Below are 17,630 nucleotides of genomic sequence, written 5' to 3'. Positions count from 1 at the left end.
GGCCTTGGGCACGGCGCATTTGCGATTCCGGGGAGACGTGCTTCATGATGCGACAATACGAGCTTGTTGAGCGCGTTCAGCAATACAAGCCCGATGTCAACGAAGCGCTCCTGAACAAGGCTTACGTTTACGCCATGCAGAAGCATGGCATGCAGAAACGTGCCAGCGGCGATCCCTATTTCTCGCATCCGCTCGAAGTCGCCGCCATCCTCACCGACATGCATCTGGACGAGTCGACCATCGCGGTTGCGCTCCTGCATGACACGATCGAGGACACGACGGCGACGCGCGCCGAGATCGACGAACTCTTCGGCAAGGATATCGGCCGTCTCGTCGAGGGCCTGACCAAGATCAAGAAGCTCGAACTCGTCTCCCAGAAGGCCAAGCAGGCGGAAAACCTGCGCAAGCTGCTGCTGGCGATTTCCGACGACCTGCGCGTTCTCCTCGTCAAGCTCGCCGACCGCCTGCACAACATGCGCACGCTCGACGTCATGCGCGACGAAAAGCGCCGCCGCATCTCCGAAGAGACGATGGAAATCTATGCGCCGCTCGCCGGCCGCATGGGTATGCAGGGCGTGCGCGACGAGCTGGAAGAGCTGGCCTTCCGCCATCTCAACCCGGAAGCCTGGGATACCGTCACGAAGCGTCTGGCCGGACTGTCTGCCAGCAACGAAGGCCTGATCGAGAACATCGAGCGGGAACTGACCGAACTGCTCAACCAGAACGGCCTCACCAAGGCGATCGTCAAGGGTCGCCAGAAGAAGCCCTATTCGGTCTTCCGCAAGATGCAGTCGAAGTCGCTCTCCTTCGAGCAGCTCTCCGACGTCTACGGCTTCCGTATCCTCGTCGAGGACATCCCGTCCTGCTACCGCGCGCTCGGCATCGTCCACACGCGCTGGCGCGTCGTGCCCGGCCGCTTCAAGGACTATATCTCGACGCCGAAGCAGAACGACTATCGTTCCATCCACACGACCATCGTCGGCCCGTCCCGCCAGCGTATCGAGCTGCAGATCCGCACGCTGCGCATGAACGAGATCGCCGAATACGGCATCGCCGCCCATTCGATCTACAAGGACGGCCAGAGCGCGCAGGCAGAAGACACGCTGGCGCGCGAATCCAACGCCTATTCGTGGCTGCGCCAGACCATCGAGGCGCTGTCGGAAGGCGACAATCCGGAAGAGTTTCTGGAGCACACCAAGCTCGAACTCTTCCAGGACCAGGTCTTCTGCTTCACGCCCAAGGGCAAGCTGATCGCGCTGCCGCGCGGCGCGACGCCCATCGACTTCGCCTATGCCGTCCACACCAATGTCGGCGATACCTGCGTCGGCGCCAAGATCAATGGCCGCATCATGCCGGTCGTCACCCGTCTCGCCAATGGCGACGAGGTCGAGATCATCCGCTCCGGCGTGCAGGTGCCGCCGGCCGCCTGGGAAGAGATCGTCGTCACCGGCAAGGCCCGTTCGGCCATCCGCCGCGCCACGAGGCTTGCCATCCGCAAGCAATATGCCGGCCTCGGCTACCGCATTCTCGAACGCACCTTCGATCGCGCCGGCAAGGTCTTCTCCCGCGATGTGCTGAAGGCTTCGCTTTTCCGCCTCGGCCACAAGGAAGCGGAAGATGCGATCGCCGCCGTCGGGCGAGGGGAGCTGTCGTCGCTCGACGTGCTGCGCGCCGTCTATCCGGATTACCAGGACGAACGCGTCACCGTGAAGCAGAATGTCGATGACGGCTGGTTCGCCATGAACTCGGCCTCGGGCATGATCTTCAAGGTGCCGGGCCAGCAGAAATCGCCGAGCGGCGAAATCCTGCCGTTCCGCGGCCTCTCCAACGACATCCAGGTGCATTTCGCCACCGGCGGCGCCGTTCCGGGCGACCGCATCGTCGGCATTCTCGACGGCGAGAAGAGCCTCGCCATCTATCCGATCCAGTCGCCGGGCCTGCAGCAGTTCGAAGACGAGCCGGAGCGCTGGATCGACGTGCGCTGGGATCTCGACCTCGCCAACAAGTCGCGCTTCAACGCCCGTGTCATGATCAGCGCCATCAACGAGCCGGGAACGCTGGCGACGATCGCGCAGAACATCGCCACGACCGACGTGAATATCGCCACGCTCACCATGACGCGCGTGGCGGCCGATTTCACAGAGATGCAGGTGGAGCTCGAGGTCTGGGACCTGCGCCAGCTCAACCAGCTGATTACGCAGCTGAAAGAGCTGAGTTGCGTTGCAACAGTGAAGCGGTTGTTCGAATAACCGCCTCCAACAATTTGAAAACAAAAGGTTAAAATCACGGCATGCATTCAGCGCATGGCAGCTAGGGCAAGCTTGCGCTTGTTGATGTTGCGATGCAGCATTATCTTCAGCCTCGTAAACAGAAGTTGATCAAGAAGGACTTGGAAAAATGTTCGGTTCGCTGAAGAAAGTGGCTCGTGCGCTCCGCATTCCCACGGAGCAGGAACGCGAAATGGCATATCTCAATGGCGCGAAGGATCGTTATGATCTCGAGTTTCGCATGCGCCAGATCGATCGTGGCGACTTCCGCCGTGGTCAGTTCTGAGGCCTGAGACACGCCTTGAAGGCAGGCCTCCGGCGCATGTCTTGCGCGTGAGGCTCACCATTCGGGAAAGATTGAAGATGCAGGGTGCGGGTTCCGCGCCCTTTTTTGTTGGTCCGGGGTGCGACATCTTCGAGTTCGTCTGAAAGACCCGTTGCGAATGCGCGCCTGTTGCGCAAGATTGCGGCGGCTCCTCCGGGCAGGGCGCCTCGGCCATGCATCCGGCTCAGCCGTGAGGCATGCGGCGCAGTCTCTTCCCGGTGTCGATTGCCTTTGCCATTGTGCTTGAAATCACCAAGTCATATATCCGGTGCCATGAAACATAAGATTTCCGAACTGACGCTTGAACCGAGCGAAAGCCATCCGCGCAAGCGCATGACTTTCAGTCGCTCGATGCGCTATCAGCTTCTGAAGTTCGTGCGTATTCGCGCAACGCCGCATGCCATCGGAATCGGTGTCGCGGTGGGCATCTTCTCGGCCTTCCTGCCGCTGGTCGGTGTTCACATGGCGCTGGCTGCAGCGCTCGCCTGGGCATTGGGCGGCAACATGATTGCAGGCGTTGCCAGCACGATTCTCGTCGGCAACCCGTTCACCTATCCGTTCATCTGGGCGGCTGCCTGGGAGACCGGGCAGATGATCCTCGGCTCCAAGGCCAAGTCGATGGGAACGATCCATCTGCACGAACTGATTCACAAGCTGTCCTTGAGCGAGCTTTGGGCGCCGATCCTCAAGCCGCTGCTGCTCGGTTCCATTCCGCTGGGCATCGCTGGTGGTCTTGTCGGCTATTTCGTCATGGTCCAGGCCGTGACCATCATCCGGGCGCGGCGACAGTCGCGGCTCATGGCACGTTGATACGTAGGACAGGCGCATGATCATCGGCATTGGCAGCGACCTCATCGACATACGCCGCGTCGAGAAATCCATCGAGCGCTTCGGCGACCGCTTCACCCATCGCTGCTTCACCGAGGTGGAGCGCGCCAAATCAGACCGCCGCAAGGAGCGCGCTGCGTCTTACGCCAAGCGCTTCGCCGCCAAGGAGGCCTGTTCCAAGGCGCTCGGCACGGGGCTTGCGCAGGGCGTCTTCTGGCGCGACATGGGCGTCGTCAACCTGCCGAGCGGCAAGCCCACCATGGCACTGACCAATGGAGCCGCCGAAAGGCTGGCGGCGATGACGCCGGCGGGGCATTATGCGGTCGTTCATCTCACCATCACGGACGATTTTCCGCTGGCTCAGGCATTTGTAATCCTGGAAGCCCTGCCTTTGCCGCAATCCTCGGAAATCTGACAGGCTTGAACCCCGCAAACACGCGACTTTGAAGACGCTTGCCGCCCGGATCAGAAGCGGTTAGACAATCCGACACGCCGAATGGCCGGATCAATCCGGCCTCAGTGGCTGCACGGCATCGCCAGAGAGAGGCGCTATAAGGAAATGAGCAACGTGTCTGAGAAAGTCAAACCCGAGAACTCCTTCTGGGAAACGGTCAAGGTCGTCATCCAGGCGTTGATCCTTGCCGGCCTCATCCGCACTGTTCTCGTCCAGCCTTTCACCATTCCCTCAGGCTCGATGATGCCGACCCTGCTCGTGGGCGACTATATCTTCGTCAACAAGTTCTCGTATGGCTATTCGAAATATTCGCTGCCCTTCTCTCCGGATCTCTTCAACGGCCGCATCTTCGGCTCCGATCCCAAGCGCGGCGACATCGTCGTCTTCCGCTTCCCGCCGAACCCCTCCATCGACTACATCAAGCGCTGCGTCGGCCTGCCGGGCGACCGCATCCAGATGAAGGGCGGCGTGCTTTACGTCAACGGCCAGCCGGTGCCGAAGGTGGCCGACGGTTCGTTCGATTCCGACTACTCGAAGGACCCGGGCCAGAACATCCCCGTCTTCCGCGAAACGCTGCCCAATGGCGTGACCTATGACACGCTGGACGAAAGCCCCGATACGCTCGGCGACAACACGCGCGAATTCATCGTGCCGGCCGGCCACTATTTCATGATGGGCGACAACCGCGACAACTCCGCCGACAGCCGCTTCGACGTCGGCTATGTGCCGGCCGAGAACCTTGTCGGCAAGGCCTCGCTGATCTTCTTCTCGCTCGGCAATGACACCGCCTTCTCCGAAGTCTGGAAATGGCCGACGAACATGCGCTGGAACCGCCTGTTCAAGGGCGTCGATTGATGTCGCTGAGGCCGGACGAACGCGCCGCGCTTGAAAAGTTGATCGGCCACGAATTCCGCGCCAAGGAACGGCTGGAACGCGCTGTCACGCATTCCAGCTCCCGCACCTCCAAGGGCACGAATTACGAGCGGCTGGAATTCCTGGGCGACCGCGTTCTCGGCCTCTGCGTTGCCGAACTCCTGTTCACCAGCTTTACCGATGCGGACGAGGGCGAGCTCTCCGTCCGCTTGAACCAGCTGGTTTCGGCCGCCACCTGCGCCGAGGTTGCTGACAGTCTCGAACTGCACAAATATATCCGCACCGGCGCCGACGTGAAGAAGGTGACGGGTAGCCGCATGCTGAATGTGCGCGCCGATGTCGTGGAAAGCCTCATTGCCGCGCTCTATCTCGATGGCGGGCTGGAAGCCGCGCGCCGCTTCGTGCTCGCCAACTGGACCGAGCGCGCCACCAAGGCTGGAGCCGCCAAGCGCGACGCCAAGACCGAGCTGCAGGAATGGGCGCATGCCCGTTTCCAGGTGACGCCTGTCTACAAGGTGGTCGACCGCTCCGGTCCCGACCACGATCCGCGCTTCACCGTCGTCGTCGAAGTGAAGGGCATTGCGCCCGAAACCGGCGTCGAACGCTCCAAACGCACGGCCGAACAGGTCGCCGCGACGAAACTTCTGGAACGCGAAGGCATCTGGAAGTAGAACTCTTTTGAATTTCTCTGAATTGGAACAAATCTGATGACTGACCTTGAGGCGGCCGCACCCGCCGAAACCCATTCCGGCTTCGTGGCGTTGATCGGCGCGACCAATGCGGGCAAGTCTACCCTGGTGAACCGCCTTGTCGGGGCCAAGGTGTCGATCGTCAGCCACAAGGTGCAGACGACGCGCGCCATCGTGCGCGGCATCGCCATCCATGACAATGCGCAGATCGTCTTCATGGACACGCCCGGCATCTTCAAGCCGCGCCGCCGGCTCGACCGAGCCATGGTCACAACCGCCTGGGGCGGCGCCAAGGATGCCGACTATATTCTCCTCATCATCGACAGCGAACGCGGCCTCAAGGGCGATGTCGAAACCATTCTGGAAGGCCTGAAAGAGGTCCACCAGCCGAAGCTTCTGGCGCTCAACAAGATCGACCGCGTCAAGCACGAAGACCTCTTGAAGCTCGCCGCCGACGCCAACGAAAAGATCGGCTTCGAGCGCACCTTCATGATCTCGGCCACGACCGGCTCCGGCTGTGACGACCTGCTGGACTATCTCGCCAAGGAACTGCCGGCAGGCCCCTGGTACTATCCGGAAGACCAGATTTCCGATCTCCCGATGCGCCAGCTCGCCGCCGAAATCACCCGCGAAAAGCTCTTCCTGCGCCTGCATCAGGAACTTCCCTATTCGTCTCACGTCGAGACCGAGAAGTGGGAAGAGCGCAAGGACGGCTCCGTGCGCATCGAACAGGTCATCTATGTCGAGCGCGACAGCCAGAAGAAGATCACGCTCGGCAAGGGCGGGGACGCGATCAAGGCTATCTCCACCGCCGCCCGCAAGGAAATCTCCGCCATCCTCGAACAGCCCGTCCACCTCTTCCTCTTCGTGAAGGTGCGCGAAAACTGGTCGGATGATCCGGAGCGTTACCGCGAAATGGGGCTGGATTTCTCGAAATAGGGCAGGGTGTCAGCCGGCGGAGAGCGCCGCCAACACCGTATCGATTTCCAGGTATAATATCCGGCTATCTGCCGGATATTCGATGAAGCTGGCTTGCTTCAGGTAAAAGCGGCGCGCTGCGTCGCTTTTGGCGTGAATCATGACGGCGGCTATCCCGATCGCCTTCGATGCAAGGGTGCAGCGACGAAGCGCATCCATTAGCAGATCCGAGCCAAGCCCTTGACCGGCATGGCGCTGATCGATCGCCAGCCGCGCAATGATGGCGACCGGGATCGTGTCCGGCGCATTCCGGCGCAGCTTCCCCGGCGCCAGCGCTCTTGCCACGCCACCTGACGAAAGGCTGTAGTAGCCGACAACGATATCGCCATCGAGGACGACGTAAGTGCGCGAGAAACGACTTTCATTTTTCAGCGCACGATAACGAAGCCAGTCATCGAGAGCCGGTTCGCCGCACACGAAATCATCGCAATCATGTTCAGGTCGAATAGGCTGAGGCGCTGAGAGACGCCGCATTCAGCGGTCCCACGCGGGCCGTCGGTTCATCAGCGCACGAAGCTTCGGGTCAGGCTCCCGAGGCTGGTTGAGCGCTTCAGAAAACACTTCGAAATCTGCGTCATTCAGAATGAAAAGGCGCTGATCAAGAAGAACATCTATCGCTTCCCGACGTGCGCTATCGACCATGAACTCGGTGCGCGTCTTGCCGAGCGCCGCTGCCGCTTCATCGATAAGATCGCGGGTCTGTTTTTCGATGCGCAGATTGATTGTCCCCTTGTTGCTGGAAAGGGGAGTGTTCTCGTCGGCATCAGGGGTCAGAGAGAGCGTCTTCATGCGCGAAATATAGATCTTCGTATACACATCGTCAATACGATCGGCTTGTTCAAGCCCCGTGGCACGCCTTGAACTTCTTCCCCGAACCGCACGGACACGGGTCGTTCCGCCCCACGCGACCGGGCTTTGCCTTGTCTTCCCGATCCCAATAGAGCCAGCGCCCGCTGATCTTGCGGAAGAGGGAGACTTCGCTGGCCGAACCGTCCTGAACGTTCTGGCGGACGCGGAAGGTGAAGCTGACCTTGCCGGTCTCGTCGCTTTCCAGTCCCGCCTCGCGCCCGGTGATCGTCAGGCCGAGCCATTCGGTGCCGAGCCCGGAGCGTTCTGCTTCCTGGCGGTCGAAGGCCTTGGCCGCAGGCCCCGCACATGTCGCCTCGATATAGTCGAGCCGCCCGGTCGCATAGGCCGTGTAGCGCGAGCGCATCAGCGCCTCGGCCGTCGGTGCCGGCTTGCCGGCCAGGATGGGGCCGCAGCAGGCGGGGGTGAGTTTGCCGGAGCCGCAGGGGCAGGGGATCATGATGTTGGCCTTGTCTGGATCGAAGGCCAACTCATAGTTCAGGACGCCGGCCCTTCCAAGCGCTCATCCTGGCTCGCCCTCTCAGTTCATCAGAAACGCCAGCCGCGCATCGGTGCGGGCAGGGGAGATCTCGAGAATATCCGCGCTGACGACCTTCTCGGCGACAAACGGGTCTTCCGCAATCCGTGCCTCAAGCGCGTCGCGCGCCACGCCGTGGGCGATCACCGCGCCGCCAAGGCCGGGTTGCAGGCTACCCACGGTGAGGAAGACGCCGTCCTCGAAACCGCGCCTGATCCAGTCATTATGCGCCTGCATGAGACCTGCGGCAGCGGCGCGGTTTTCGGCGAATTTCAGCGTGACGACGAACATCAATGAACTCCAGTTTCAAGGGTAGGGAGGGTTTCGAGCCAGTCGCGCATGCGGCTGACTTCCTGTCGGATGAAGGCTTCGTCGCGAAACGCAGTGGCAAGCGACGCCACGCCCTGGCTCATGGCCAGAAGATACATCGCATGGCTGTCTGCCTCGACGGCGTGGCCGAGTGCGGTGAATTGCCGGGCCAGCCATTCGCGGAAGAGGGTGAAGAGCTTCGCCGCATCCGCCTTCGCTGCGTGGTCGAGTTTGGCCAGCTCAGCGCAGAGCGTGCCGACCGGGCAGCCATGCGCCATGATGTCGGCGCGGTTGCGGATGAGGATTTCGATGAAGCTGATAATGCGCGCCTTCGGGTCCGCGCCATCGTCTTCCCAGGCGGCGAGCATGGCGCGCGTCTTGCCGAGGCGGCGATGAATCACCGCATCGAGAATCTCGTCTTTCGTCTTGAAATGATAATAGAAATTGCCGCGCGAGATAGAGACGGCAGCGGCAATGTCGGCAAAGGACGTCGCGTCGAAACCCCGGCGATAAAAGAGGTCATCGGCGGCGGCCACGATGTGGTCATGGGTTGAGGCTTCAGGCATGGCGGCGTCCAGATGTTTTTGAATATCAGTAGGACAGTCGTCCTAAATCGACAATTAGGACGACTGTCCTATGGTGTCAAGCCCAGCCGTGGACCGGCTTGACTTGGCGCGCACCACGAACGACCCTTCGGGCTTGGAGGAGGAATTCGGGATGGCAACGGACAAGGATTTCGAACGCATTGCATTGTCTCTGCCCGGAACGGAGGCGCGGCCGCATGTCGATCGCACGGCTTATCGCGTTCGCCGGATCTACGCGACGCTGGCGCCCGATCGGCTGACGGCGAACCTCATGTATGGACCGAGCGACCAGACGCGGTTTTGCGCGGCGCGGCCGGATGCCTTCATTCCGCTGCCCAACAAGTGGGGCGACAAGGGCGCGACGACGGTGGTTCTGGCTGCGGTGACGGAAGAGGAGCTGCGCGAGGCGCTGGAGCGCGCCTGGGAACTGCATCAATAGCAGTAATAGTTGATAATCGGATGATCAGACTATTGAAGAAAGCGACGGCGTTGCTCCTCGCCCGCCGTCGCCGGAACGCGAGCCACTAGTTGACGACGCCTACTACGACGTAGGTCTCGGGGTCAACGATCACGCGTTCCTTGTTCACCACCGCATAGGCATATTCCGGGCGGTCCGGGATGGGGGCGAGAACCACTTCACGCGGCAGCCTGCTGCCCACGCGGACCTCCTCGCGGATGATCACCGGCGTTGCACGCACCGGCTGCTCGCGGACATAGGTCACGACTTCGCGCGGCGGCGGATTGAGGGCCGTGCCGGCAATGGCGCCGACCACGCCACCCACGGCGGCACCCACCGGGCCGCCGACGATGGCGCCCGTCACGGCACCACCGGCAGCGCCGGTAACGGTGCTCTCATTGGCAAGAGCGGGCACGGCTGCAAGCGGCGCCACGATGGTGCAGAAGATCAGCAGAGACTTTTTCATCGGTTCATCCTTTCGGGTTTTCCAAGACAGCCTCCCAACGTCGGGACGCGGCCACTTGTTCCGCCCGTGGCCGGTGCTCGCCTGTGAATTGGCCCATTCCGGATTGGCATTTCGGCGCGGCAACGCCTAAATCAGGGCCTCGTATTGCATGCCGAAGGAAGTGCCCCCATGTCGCAAGTCGAAGCTCAGGTTGCCGCCCGTATCGCCCTCGTCATCGCTGCCGAGATCAATGCCCGGCCGGATCAGGTGAAGGCCGCCGTCGGTCTGCTGGATGAGGGTGCAACGGTTCCCTTCATCGCCCGCTACCGCAAGGAAGTGACCGGCGGCCTCGATGACACCCAGCTGCGCAATCTTGCCGAACGGCTGACTTACTTGCGCGAGATGGAAGCCCGCCGCGCCTCGATTGCCGACTCGATCACCTCGCAGGGCAAGATGACGGATGCTCTGGCCGCCTCGCTCGCCAAGGCGACGACGAAGGCCGAGCTGGAAGACATCTATCTCCCCTACAAGCCCAAGCGCCGCACCAAGGCCGAGATCGCCCGCGAACGCGGTCTCCAGCCGCTGGCCGATGCCATCTGGGCCGACCGCCGCGCCGACCCGCAGGCGCTCGCCGCCAGCTACATCAAGGATGACGTGCCGGATGCGAAGGCGGCGCTCGAAGGCGCACGTGATATCGTCGCCGAGACGATGAGCGAGAATGCCGCCCTTGTCGGGCGTTTGCGCAATCACATGAAGGAGAAGTCCTTCCTGCGGGCCCGTGTCGTCACCGGCAAGGAAGAGGCGGGCGCCAAGTTCTCCGACTATTTCACCCATGATGAGCGCTGGACCAATGTCCCCTCGCACCGGGCGCTTGCCATGCTGCGCGGCTGGAACGAGGAAGTGCTGACGCTTTCCATCGATGTCGATGCTGACGACACGTCGCCGGTGAAGCCCGCCCACCGCATGATCGCCAACGAATTCGGCATCGGTTCGAGCGGCCCCGCCGATCAATGGCTGATGGAGGTTGCCGGCTGGTGCTGGCGCGTCAAGCTCTCCTCGTCGCTCTCGCTCGACCTGATGCGGGACCTGCGCGAACGCGCCGAGGAAGAGGCGATCCGCGTCTTCGCCCGCAATCTCAAGGATCTGCTGCTCGCAGCCCCCGCCGGCGGCAAGGCAACGCTCGGCCTCGATCCCGGCATCCGCACCGGCGTCAAGGTCGCCGCAGTCGACGCCACCGGCAAGCTCCTGGAGACCGCGACCGTCTATCCGTTCCAGCCGAGGAACGACATTACCGGCGCGATGGCGACGCTGGCCAGCCTCATCCGCAAGCACAAGATCGAGCTCATCGCCATCGGCAACGGCACGGCCAGCCGCGAGACCGAGAAGCTCGCCGCCGAAGTCATCAATACGTTGCAAGGCGCCAAGCCCCAGAAGGTCGTTGTCTCGGAGGCCGGCGCCTCCGTCTATTCGGCCTCCGAGACGGCGGCGAAGGAATTCCCGGAACTCGACGTGTCGCTGCGCGGCGCCGTCTCCATCGCCCGCCGCCTGCAGGACCCGCTCGCCGAACTCGTCAAGATCGAGCCCAAGTCCATCGGCGTCGGGCAGTATCAGCACGATGTCGACCAGTCGCGGCTTGCCCGCTCGCTGGATGCTGTCGTTGAAGACGCCGTGAATGCCGTCGGCGTTGACTTGAACACCGCCTCCGTGCCGCTGCTTGCCCGCGTGTCGGGCCTCGGGCCGTCGATTGCCGAAGCCATCGTGCTTCATCGCAACGAGGTCGGCGCGTTCAGAAGCCGCAAGGAGCTGCTGAAGGTCTCCCGTCTCGGCCAGCGCACCTTCGAGCAATGCGCCGGCTTCCTGCGCATCCCCGGTGCCGACGAGCCGTTGGATGCCTCGTCCGTTCACCCTGAAGCCTATGGCGTCGCCAAGAAGATTGTTGCCGCCTGCGGCCGTGACCTGCGCGCCCTGATGGGCGACAGTGCCGCGCTGAAGAAGCTCGATCCGAAGCTCTTCGTCGACGAGCGTTTCGGCCTGCCCACCGTCAAGGACATCCTTGCTGAGCTTGAGAAGCCCGGCCGCGACCCGCGCCCGGAATTCAAGACCGCGACCTTCGCCGATGGCGTCGAGGAGATGAGCGACCTCAAGGTCGGCATGCTGCTCGAAGGCACGGTGACGAATGTCGCCGCCTTCGGCGCCTTCGTCGATATCGGCGTGCATCAGGACGGCCTCGTCCATGTCTCGCAGCTCGCCGACCGTTTCGTGAAGGACCCGAACGAGGTCGTGAAGGTCGGCGATGTCGTCAAGGTGCGGGTGACGGAAGTGGATGTGAAGCGCAAGCGCATCGGGCTGACCATGCGCAAGGATGGCGGCGGCGAGCGTGACGCCAGGCCCGCCCCGCGCGACGACCGCAATGCCCGCCCCGGCAACCGCCCGATGAGTGCCGCGCCGAAGCAGGAAGCGCAAGGGCAGGGCGCGCTGGCCGCCAAACTCGCGGAGGCCATGCGCCGCAAGTAGTCATGAATCAGAAGCGCGCCGCAGTCCCCCAGGTCTGCGGCGCGCTCCCAAAGTCATTTTGAAATTGCACGGATTTTCATCCGTGACGTTACGTTCTGAAAATGTCTTCGCGCAATGGGTTGGGATCAATCCCAGCTGAAACCCTTGTTTTCCATGTAGATATTCTTCGGGTGCTGGCACCAGTCGACCTTGAAGTCGTCTGCGCCGTAATTGTCCCAGCTGACGCGGAACGGCACGACGCAGTCACCCTTGTTGCTGAACCAGTCCATCTCGACGATATCGCCAGGACGGATGCGCGCGCCGTCCTTCAGCCAATTGTCGCTCCACTGCCCTTCCTGATAGGTGTAGAACCCGTTGATCGTGTAATTCTGAGCCCGGTTGTGCAGGCGAAATGCATAATTGCTGGCATGCGCCAGGGTAGTGGCAGCCGCCAGTGCGGCGACCGCAACGCATAGGATCGTCCTCATCGTCTCAGCTCCGCTAGCGGCCCAGTTGTCCAGACTCCAGCCGCCCACGGCCAACTTTCTGCCACAAGATGGGCAGGCCATGTTGGATCATTTTTGGGATAATCCACGAAATTCTCAGGCGGGAACGGCGACCGTCAGCGAGGCATAGGCCTCTTCGACCCGGCCGAGCTTGTCAGCCTGATATGCCACATATTCCTCGAGGAAGCCCGGAGAGAGCCAGAGCAAGGATGTGCCGCGCTTGCCGGTCCATCCAAGGCTGCCCTCGCGTTCCGCCACCGCCATCTTGCGCGACAGGTGGGTTTTGGTGACGCGCAGCGCCGAGGCGATCTCGTCGAGCGAGCCGATGCCGGTGACGATGCGACCGTCCTGCGGCGAGAAATCGGTGATCGTGGCGATCATCTTGTCCATCACCAGGCCCCCGTCGTTCATCCAGGTGAACAGAGAGAATGTCCCGTCCGGGCTGGTCGAGCGCTGCGATTGCAGGATGCGCTCGACGATGGCGGGGTGCAGCTGCGCCAGCATTCCGGGCGTTTCGGCGAAGGTCGCCGCCCGCGAGCCGTTGTCGAAGGCATCCAGCGTTCTCAGATGGATGGCGACCCAGACGCCGAGCAGGCCGACGGTTTCCTCCACGAGCTTCAGCGGTCGCGACCGCTTGTCGTCCCGGGCGAGATTGGGCCGAATGACGCCGTATTTCTCCATTTCGCGGATGAAGTCATGCGCCGTGTTGCGGCTGGCGATGCGGTGGGCAACAACGGCTTCGAGGAAGCGGCTGAGATGCAGCGTCCCGTCCTTGCTGCGAAATAGCATGGCAGAGGCCAGCTGCGCCAGAAGATAGCGCTGCTGCGTGCCGAAAATGCCCGCCACACGGGGCGAGCTTCTCTCGACGGTCAGGAAGGACACGGCTTGCTGCCGCAGGATTGGCAGACGATCGGGATGTGCTGAGATAATTTCCGTAGTCAGCATGAGGCGCGACCCGGACGTATGGGCTGAAAACTGTTGCAATTCATAGCGCTGCGAGAGCCTGTAGACTGGAGCTGGACGCCTTAATCTCTGCATCATCGCGGCGTTTTGTTCAAGAGGAGAGAAATTTGACATTTCCATCTGTCACACTGTTGAAACTTCGGTTCTCTTCATGTTGCATTGCACCATCGAATGCGAGTCCCGAGCATCAGGGGAAAATGCATGTTTCAGTATGATCTCGTCGTCGTCGGCAGCGGGCCTGCGGGCCGCCGCGCCGCCATCCAGGCTGCCAAGCTCGAGAAGAGGGTTCTCGTCATCGAGAAGGGCACCCGCGTCGGCGGCGTATCCGTCCACACGGGCACCATCCCCTCCAAGACCATGCGCGAGACGGCGCTGAACCTCAGCGGCTGGCGCGAGCGCGGCTTCTATGGCCGCTCCTACCGCGTCAAGCAGGAGATCAGCGCGGACGACCTGCGCCGCCGCCTGCTGATCACGCTCGATCATGAAGTTGACGTGCTCGAACACCAGTTCGCCCGCAACCGCGTCCAGCAGATGCGCGGCAAGGCGAGCTTCATCGACCGCAACACGCTGGAAGTCGTCAAGGAAGATGGCGAGCAGTTGCGCGTCACCACGGCCTCGGTTCTGCTGGCCGTCGGCACGCGCCCCTTCCGGCCGGATTACATCCCCTTCGACCACGACAGCATCATCGACAGCGACGAAATCCTCGAGATCAAGCATGTGCCGCGTTCCATGATCGTCATCGGTGCGGGCGTCATCGGCGTCGAATATGCGACGATCTTTTCGGCGCTCGACACCAATGTCACGCTGATCGAGCCGCGCGACACCATGCTCGATTTCATCGACAAGGAGATCCTGCAGGACTTCACCTATCAGCTGCGTGACCGCAACATGAAGCTGCTCTTCGGCCAGCCGGTCGACAGGATCGAGAAGGACGACAGCGGCAAGTGTCGCGTGACGCTCAAGACCGGCCGCACGCTGACCGCCGACATGGTCCTCTTCGCCGCCGGCCGCATGGGCGCGACCGATACGCTGAACCTCGCCGCCATCGGCATCGAGCCGGACAATCGCGGCCGCATCAAGGTCGATCAGGAGACGTTCCAGACCTCGGTGCCCGGCATCTATGCCGCCGGCGACGTCGTCGGCTTCCCCTCGCTTGCCTCGACCTCGATGGAACAGGGCCGCATCGCCGCCCGCCACGCCGTCGGCGCCCCCGCCAACGACCCGCCGCACTATTTCCCCTATGGCATCTATGCCGTGCCGGAAATCTCCACCTGCGGCCTGACGGAAGAGGAAGTCCAGCAACGCGGCATCCCTTACGAATGCGGCATCGCCCATTTCCGCGAGACCTCGCGCGGCCACATCATGGGCCTCGACACCGGCATGCTGAAGATGATCTTCTCCCTCAAGACCCGCCGCCTGCTCGGCGCCCATATCGTCGGCGAGGGCGCCACCGAACTCATCCATATCGGCCAGGCCGTGCTGAACCTCAAAGGCACGGTCGAATATTTCGTCGAGAACACGTTCAATTATCCGACGCTGGCAGAGGCCTACAAGATCGCCGGCCTCGACGCCTGGAACCGCATGGGTGAGTTGAAGAAGGACGCAGACGTCGTTCCGCAGCCGGTGGGGTGAGGGTGCCGCTTGCCAATCTCCCCCCTTGCGGGGGAGATGCCCGGCAGGGCAGAGGGGGGTATGGTGCGTCATATTCTGCTTCCATCTACGTTCTCGCCTGTGGCACCCACCTCTGTCAGCTTCGCTGGCATCTCCCCCGCAAGGGGGGAGATTGGCCTCGTGCCGCTTGCTCCACCCTCATCCTGAGGTGCCGCCCACAGGGCGGCCTCGAAGGATCGAGCGTCCTGCCTCGCCACACCCCCCTCTGTCACTTCGTGACATCTCCCCCGCAAGGGGGGAGATTGGTGGCGTGCCGCTTGCTCCACCCTCATCCTGAGGTGCCGCCCGCCGGGCGGCCTCGAAGGATGCGATTGTGGCAGGTGCCCCCTGAGTGTGTGGCACGGACCCTTCGAGGCCTGCGCGTTGCGCAGGCACCTCAGGGTGAGGTCTCATTGTTAGGCGCGCCAAAAGCCCCGGAAAAAACCTTCCCCGAGTTATCCTCCGGTTTTGTCGCCTCCGCCCTTGTCTCTGGACATCGGCTTCCGGAGAGCCACGCCGACGCGCCGCCCTGATGGGTAGTTTAAAAATACGGCGGAGCGCCAGCGCGACCCGTCGAGATCTGCAAGGCAGGACCTCATCCGATCCTGATCCTCAAACGCGGGCCGCCTCGCTAAGCCGTCTGCGGAGGCAGACGGGTTCTTTGGCGCAGCCAAGCCGCCGAGCCATTCGCGGCCCATCGGGGGAAACGTTTCGTCAGGTGTTGTTTCACCTGCCGCCGCCCGCGTCCCCTCATGACATTCACCGCACGTTACGGAGAACATCATCAAGCTCTCCTCCCGCCTGGGCCAGTCGTCGCTGGTCCATCCGGTGGCGGGAGAACTGTAGGATAACGGAAATGTAGGAGAGCGGGGAAAACAGAAAAGCCGGGTTATCCTCGCCCCTTGTGGGAGAGGAAGGAAAATCAGCATCTTAGCCAAAGGCTAAGTGCTAGATTTTCCAGGCGAGGGGGCGTTTTTGTCCCCGCCGTCGACCCCCTCACTTGCGATTTTTAACACTTAGCTGCGCTAAATGTTGAAATCGCTTTCTCCCCCACCAAGGGGGAGATGGGAGTGCGTCGCGCTCATCCAGCACTTCCCCACCCCACCGCGCCCCGCTATAACCACCCCATGCAATGGACCGACGAAGCAGTCATCTTGGGAACCCGCAAGCATGGAGAGAGCTCCGTGATTGCGGAGGTGATGACACGCGCGCGGGGGCGGCATATGGGGATCGTGCGTTCCGGGCGGTCGAAGATGATGCAGCCGGTGCTGCAGCCAGGGAACCTCGTCGAGGTGACGTGGCGGGCGCGGCTTGAAGAGCATCTCGGCGAATTCAGGCTGGAGCCGGTCCGCAGTCGCGCGGCGGCGCTGATGGAAAGTGCTGTCTCCATCTATGGCGTGCAGGCGATGGCGGCGCTGCTTCGCCTGTTGCCCGAGCGCGATCCGCATCCGCATCTCTTCGAGGCGCTGAACGTCATTCTCGATCATTTCGACGAACCGCTGGACGCCTGCGAACTCTACATCCGCTTCGAGCTGGCCGTGCTCAACGATCTCGGCTTCGGCATCGATCTGACGGAATGCGCGGCGACCGGCGCGCGGCACGATCTCGCCTATGTCTCGCCGAAATCGGGCCGGGCGGTGAGCCGGGTGGCGGGCGAGCCCTATGCCGACCGGATGTTGCGGCTGCCGACCTTTCTCGGGGAAGAGAGCCGCAAGGCGGCGACGGCGGACAGTCTGGTCGATGCCTTCAGCCTCACGGCCTACTTCCTCGAACGCCATGTCTACGAACCCCGTGGCCTGAAGATGACCGAGGCGCGCGATGGCCTGCGCGAGGCGGCGCTGAAGGCGCTGAGACGCGCGCACGAAAGGGAAGTTTCCGCATGACCGAGCCTGAACGCGCCTTCGCGCCCATGCTCATGGCCGAAGTGGCAAAGCTGAGCGGACTGGAGACGCTGCAGAAAATTCTCTCCGGAGAGTTTCCGGCAGCCCCCATAGCCCGGGTGCTGAATTTCAGACTGTCGGCGGTGGAGGAAGGGCAGATCGAGTTTCGCGGCGTGCCCACCGCCGATCACCTCAACCCGATGGGCGCGGTGCATGGCGGCTGGACGGCGACGATCCTTGATTCGGCGCTCGGCTGCGTCGTCATGTCGATGCTGAAGCCCGGCGAGGGCTACACGACCGCCGAATTCAAGGTGAATATCGTCCGCCCGCTGACGGCCGGCATGGGCGAGGTGGCCTGCGAGGCGCGCATTCTCCACCGTGGCCGGACGCTGGCGACGGCGGAAGGCTATCTCCGCGACGGCAATGGCAGATTGCTTGCGCATGGGACGGAGACCTGCGCCATCTTCCCAATCGCAAACCTGATGCGCTAAGAAGGCAACAGGCCCATCCCCAAAGGATGGCGGCAACGGGCATGACGCCCGGAG

The 17,630-nt window shown here is 62.5% G+C and carries 20 protein-coding genes; 12 read left to right on the top strand and 8 right to left on the bottom strand.

Annotated elements, in window-relative coordinates; genetic code table 11:
• Positions 1-44: 44 nt before the first annotated feature.
• From LQK84_RS03215 to era, 7 genes are all read left to right on the top strand, one after another.
• Positions 45-2,249, top strand: a complete 2,205-nt coding sequence (locus LQK84_RS03215; protein WP_230827173.1) for a RelA/SpoT family protein — start codon at positions 45-47, stop codon at positions 2,247-2,249.
• A gap of 148 nt (positions 2,250-2,397) precedes the next feature.
• Positions 2,398-2,553, top strand: a complete 156-nt coding sequence (locus LQK84_RS03210; RefSeq protein WP_109858159.1) for a DUF3563 family protein — start codon at positions 2,398-2,400, stop codon at positions 2,551-2,553.
• 312 nt (positions 2,554-2,865) lie between these two features.
• Positions 2,866-3,402, top strand: coding sequence for a DUF2062 domain-containing protein (locus LQK84_RS03205; RefSeq protein WP_230827172.1), 537 nt, complete (start codon positions 2,866-2,868; stop codon positions 3,400-3,402).
• A gap of 16 nt (positions 3,403-3,418) precedes the next feature.
• Positions 3,419-3,835 carry a holo-ACP synthase gene (gene acpS, locus LQK84_RS03200; protein WP_230827170.1) on the top strand — a complete coding sequence of 139 codons (417 nt, stop codon included), beginning with the start codon at positions 3,419-3,421 and terminating at the stop codon, positions 3,833-3,835.
• Positions 3,836-3,988: 153 nt separating this feature from the next.
• Positions 3,989-4,729 (top strand): signal peptidase I, encoded by a 741-nt coding sequence (gene lepB, locus LQK84_RS03195; protein ID WP_230827168.1) that lies wholly within the window; start codon positions 3,989-3,991, stop codon positions 4,727-4,729.
• Positions 4,729-5,418, top strand: a complete 690-nt coding sequence (gene rnc / locus LQK84_RS03190) for a ribonuclease III (RefSeq protein ID WP_230827165.1) — start codon at positions 4,729-4,731, stop codon at positions 5,416-5,418. The genes lepB and rnc overlap by 1 nt, the downstream gene beginning before the upstream one ends.
• A gap of 36 nt (positions 5,419-5,454) precedes the next feature.
• Positions 5,455-6,375 carry a GTPase Era gene (gene era, locus LQK84_RS03185; protein ID WP_230827163.1) on the top strand — a complete coding sequence of 307 codons (921 nt, stop codon included), beginning with the start codon at positions 5,455-5,457 and terminating at the stop codon, positions 6,373-6,375.
• Positions 6,376-6,384: 9 nt separating this feature from the next.
• Here the strand turns inward: era and LQK84_RS03180 are convergent, their stop codons facing one another.
• The 5 genes from LQK84_RS03180 to LQK84_RS03160 are packed head-to-tail and all read right to left on the bottom strand — an operon-like array spanning position 6,385 to position 8,673.
• Entirely contained in the window at positions 6,385-6,831 is a 447-nt protein-coding gene (locus LQK84_RS03180) for a GNAT family N-acetyltransferase (RefSeq protein ID WP_330166392.1), read from the bottom strand.
• A 57-nt stretch (positions 6,832-6,888) separates the two neighbouring features.
• Positions 6,889-7,203, bottom strand: a complete 315-nt coding sequence (locus tag LQK84_RS03175) for a type II toxin-antitoxin system TacA family antitoxin (RefSeq protein WP_230827160.1) — start codon at positions 7,201-7,203, stop codon at positions 6,889-6,891.
• A gap of 49 nt (positions 7,204-7,252) precedes the next feature.
• A complete protein-coding gene (locus LQK84_RS03170; RefSeq protein WP_230827158.1) occupies positions 7,253-7,750 on the bottom strand; it encodes a YchJ family protein in 498 nt (165 codons plus the stop codon).
• Between the two features lie 51 nt (positions 7,751-7,801).
• Complete coding sequence (locus LQK84_RS03165; RefSeq protein ID WP_230827156.1) at positions 7,802-8,089, bottom strand: YciI family protein; 288 nt, start codon at positions 8,087-8,089, stop codon at positions 7,802-7,804.
• A complete protein-coding gene (locus LQK84_RS03160; protein WP_230827154.1) occupies positions 8,089-8,673 on the bottom strand; it encodes a TetR/AcrR family transcriptional regulator in 585 nt (194 codons plus the stop codon). Before LQK84_RS03160 ends, LQK84_RS03165 begins: the two co-directional genes overlap by 1 nt.
• 151 nt (positions 8,674-8,824) lie before the next feature.
• On the opposite strand from LQK84_RS03160, the gene LQK84_RS03155 reads away from it, so the two are divergent.
• The gene (locus LQK84_RS03155) at positions 8,825-9,130 is read left to right on the top strand and encodes an MmcQ/YjbR family DNA-binding protein (protein ID WP_230827152.1); all 306 of its coding nucleotides are present in this window, start codon (positions 8,825-8,827) and stop codon (positions 9,128-9,130) included.
• Between the two features lie 85 nt (positions 9,131-9,215).
• Here LQK84_RS03155 and LQK84_RS03150 read toward each other — a convergent pair whose 3' ends face one another.
• Positions 9,216-9,614 carry a DUF1236 domain-containing protein gene (locus LQK84_RS03150; RefSeq protein WP_230827150.1) on the bottom strand — a complete coding sequence of 133 codons (399 nt, stop codon included), beginning with the start codon at positions 9,612-9,614 and terminating at the stop codon, positions 9,216-9,218.
• A 168-nt stretch (positions 9,615-9,782) separates the two neighbouring features.
• Here LQK84_RS03150 and LQK84_RS03145 point away from each other — a divergent pair, with 168 nt between their 5' ends.
• A complete protein-coding gene (locus LQK84_RS03145; protein ID WP_230827148.1) occupies positions 9,783-12,107 on the top strand; it encodes a Tex family protein in 2,325 nt (774 codons plus the stop codon).
• Positions 12,108-12,232: 125 nt separating this feature from the next.
• On the opposite strand, the gene LQK84_RS03140 is transcribed toward LQK84_RS03145, so the two are convergent.
• Together LQK84_RS03140 and LQK84_RS03135 are read right to left on the bottom strand one after the other, a co-directional pair.
• A complete protein-coding gene (locus LQK84_RS03140; RefSeq protein ID WP_230827146.1) occupies positions 12,233-12,574 on the bottom strand; it encodes a hypothetical protein in 342 nt (113 codons plus the stop codon).
• A gap of 114 nt (positions 12,575-12,688) precedes the next feature.
• Positions 12,689-13,474, bottom strand: a complete 786-nt coding sequence (locus LQK84_RS03135; protein ID WP_230827145.1) for a hypothetical protein — start codon at positions 13,472-13,474, stop codon at positions 12,689-12,691.
• Positions 13,475-13,756: 282 nt separating this feature from the next.
• Between LQK84_RS03135 and sthA the strand changes: the two genes are divergently transcribed.
• The 3 genes from sthA (at position 13,757) to LQK84_RS03120 (ending at position 17,576) form a co-directional block, all read left to right on the top strand.
• Positions 13,757-15,187 carry a Si-specific NAD(P)(+) transhydrogenase gene (gene sthA, locus LQK84_RS03130; RefSeq protein ID WP_230827143.1) on the top strand — a complete coding sequence of 477 codons (1,431 nt, stop codon included), beginning with the start codon at positions 13,757-13,759 and terminating at the stop codon, positions 15,185-15,187.
• A gap of 1,145 nt (positions 15,188-16,332) precedes the next feature.
• Positions 16,333-17,088 (top strand): DNA repair protein RecO, encoded by a 756-nt coding sequence (gene recO, locus LQK84_RS03125; protein ID WP_230827287.1) that lies wholly within the window; start codon positions 16,333-16,335, stop codon positions 17,086-17,088.
• The gene (locus tag LQK84_RS03120) at positions 17,085-17,576 is read left to right on the top strand and encodes a PaaI family thioesterase (protein WP_230827141.1); all 492 of its coding nucleotides are present in this window, start codon (positions 17,085-17,087) and stop codon (positions 17,574-17,576) included. The genes recO and LQK84_RS03120 overlap by 4 nt, the downstream gene beginning before the upstream one ends.
• Positions 17,577-17,630: the final 54 nt, after the last annotated feature.

Source organism: Rhizobium sp. C4, from assembly GCF_021026315.1.
Lineage (GTDB): Bacteria > Pseudomonadota > Alphaproteobacteria > Rhizobiales > Rhizobiaceae > Ensifer_A.
The sequence above is the reverse complement of the archived record's forward strand: the minus strand, read 5'-3'. Positions and strand labels throughout refer to the sequence as shown.

Coding starts and splice junctions, on each gene's coding strand:
- era (WP_230827163.1), top strand. CDS start 5,455: ATGACTGACCTTGAGGCGGCCGCACCCGCCGAAACCCATTCCGGCTTC.
- acpS (WP_230827170.1), top strand. CDS start 3,419: ATGATCATCGGCATTGGCAGCGACCTCATCGACATACGCCGCGTCGAG.
- recO (WP_230827287.1), top strand. CDS start 16,333: ATGCAATGGACCGACGAAGCAGTCATCTTGGGAACCCGCAAGCATGGA.
- LQK84_RS03120 (WP_230827141.1), top strand. CDS start 17,085: ATGACCGAGCCTGAACGCGCCTTCGCGCCCATGCTCATGGCCGAAGTG.
- rnc (WP_230827165.1), top strand. CDS start 4,729: ATGTCGCTGAGGCCGGACGAACGCGCCGCGCTTGAAAAGTTGATCGGC.
- LQK84_RS03145 (WP_230827148.1), top strand. CDS start 9,783: ATGTCGCAAGTCGAAGCTCAGGTTGCCGCCCGTATCGCCCTCGTCATC.
- LQK84_RS03165 (WP_230827156.1), bottom strand. CDS start 8,089: ATGTTCGTCGTCACGCTGAAATTCGCCGAAAACCGCGCCGCTGCCGCA.
- LQK84_RS03175 (WP_230827160.1), bottom strand. CDS start 7,203: ATGAAGACGCTCTCTCTGACCCCTGATGCCGACGAGAACACTCCCCTT.
- LQK84_RS03160 (WP_230827154.1), bottom strand. CDS start 8,673: ATGCCTGAAGCCTCAACCCATGACCACATCGTGGCCGCCGCCGATGAC.
- LQK84_RS03215 (WP_230827173.1), top strand. CDS start 45: ATGATGCGACAATACGAGCTTGTTGAGCGCGTTCAGCAATACAAGCCC.
- LQK84_RS03210 (WP_109858159.1), top strand. CDS start 2,398: ATGTTCGGTTCGCTGAAGAAAGTGGCTCGTGCGCTCCGCATTCCCACG.
- LQK84_RS03155 (WP_230827152.1), top strand. CDS start 8,825: ATGGCAACGGACAAGGATTTCGAACGCATTGCATTGTCTCTGCCCGGA.
- LQK84_RS03150 (WP_230827150.1), bottom strand. CDS start 9,614: ATGAAAAAGTCTCTGCTGATCTTCTGCACCATCGTGGCGCCGCTTGCA.
- LQK84_RS03140 (WP_230827146.1), bottom strand. CDS start 12,574: ATGAGGACGATCCTATGCGTTGCGGTCGCCGCACTGGCGGCTGCCACT.
- LQK84_RS03205 (WP_230827172.1), top strand. CDS start 2,866: ATGAAACATAAGATTTCCGAACTGACGCTTGAACCGAGCGAAAGCCAT.
- sthA (WP_230827143.1), top strand. CDS start 13,757: ATGTTTCAGTATGATCTCGTCGTCGTCGGCAGCGGGCCTGCGGGCCGC.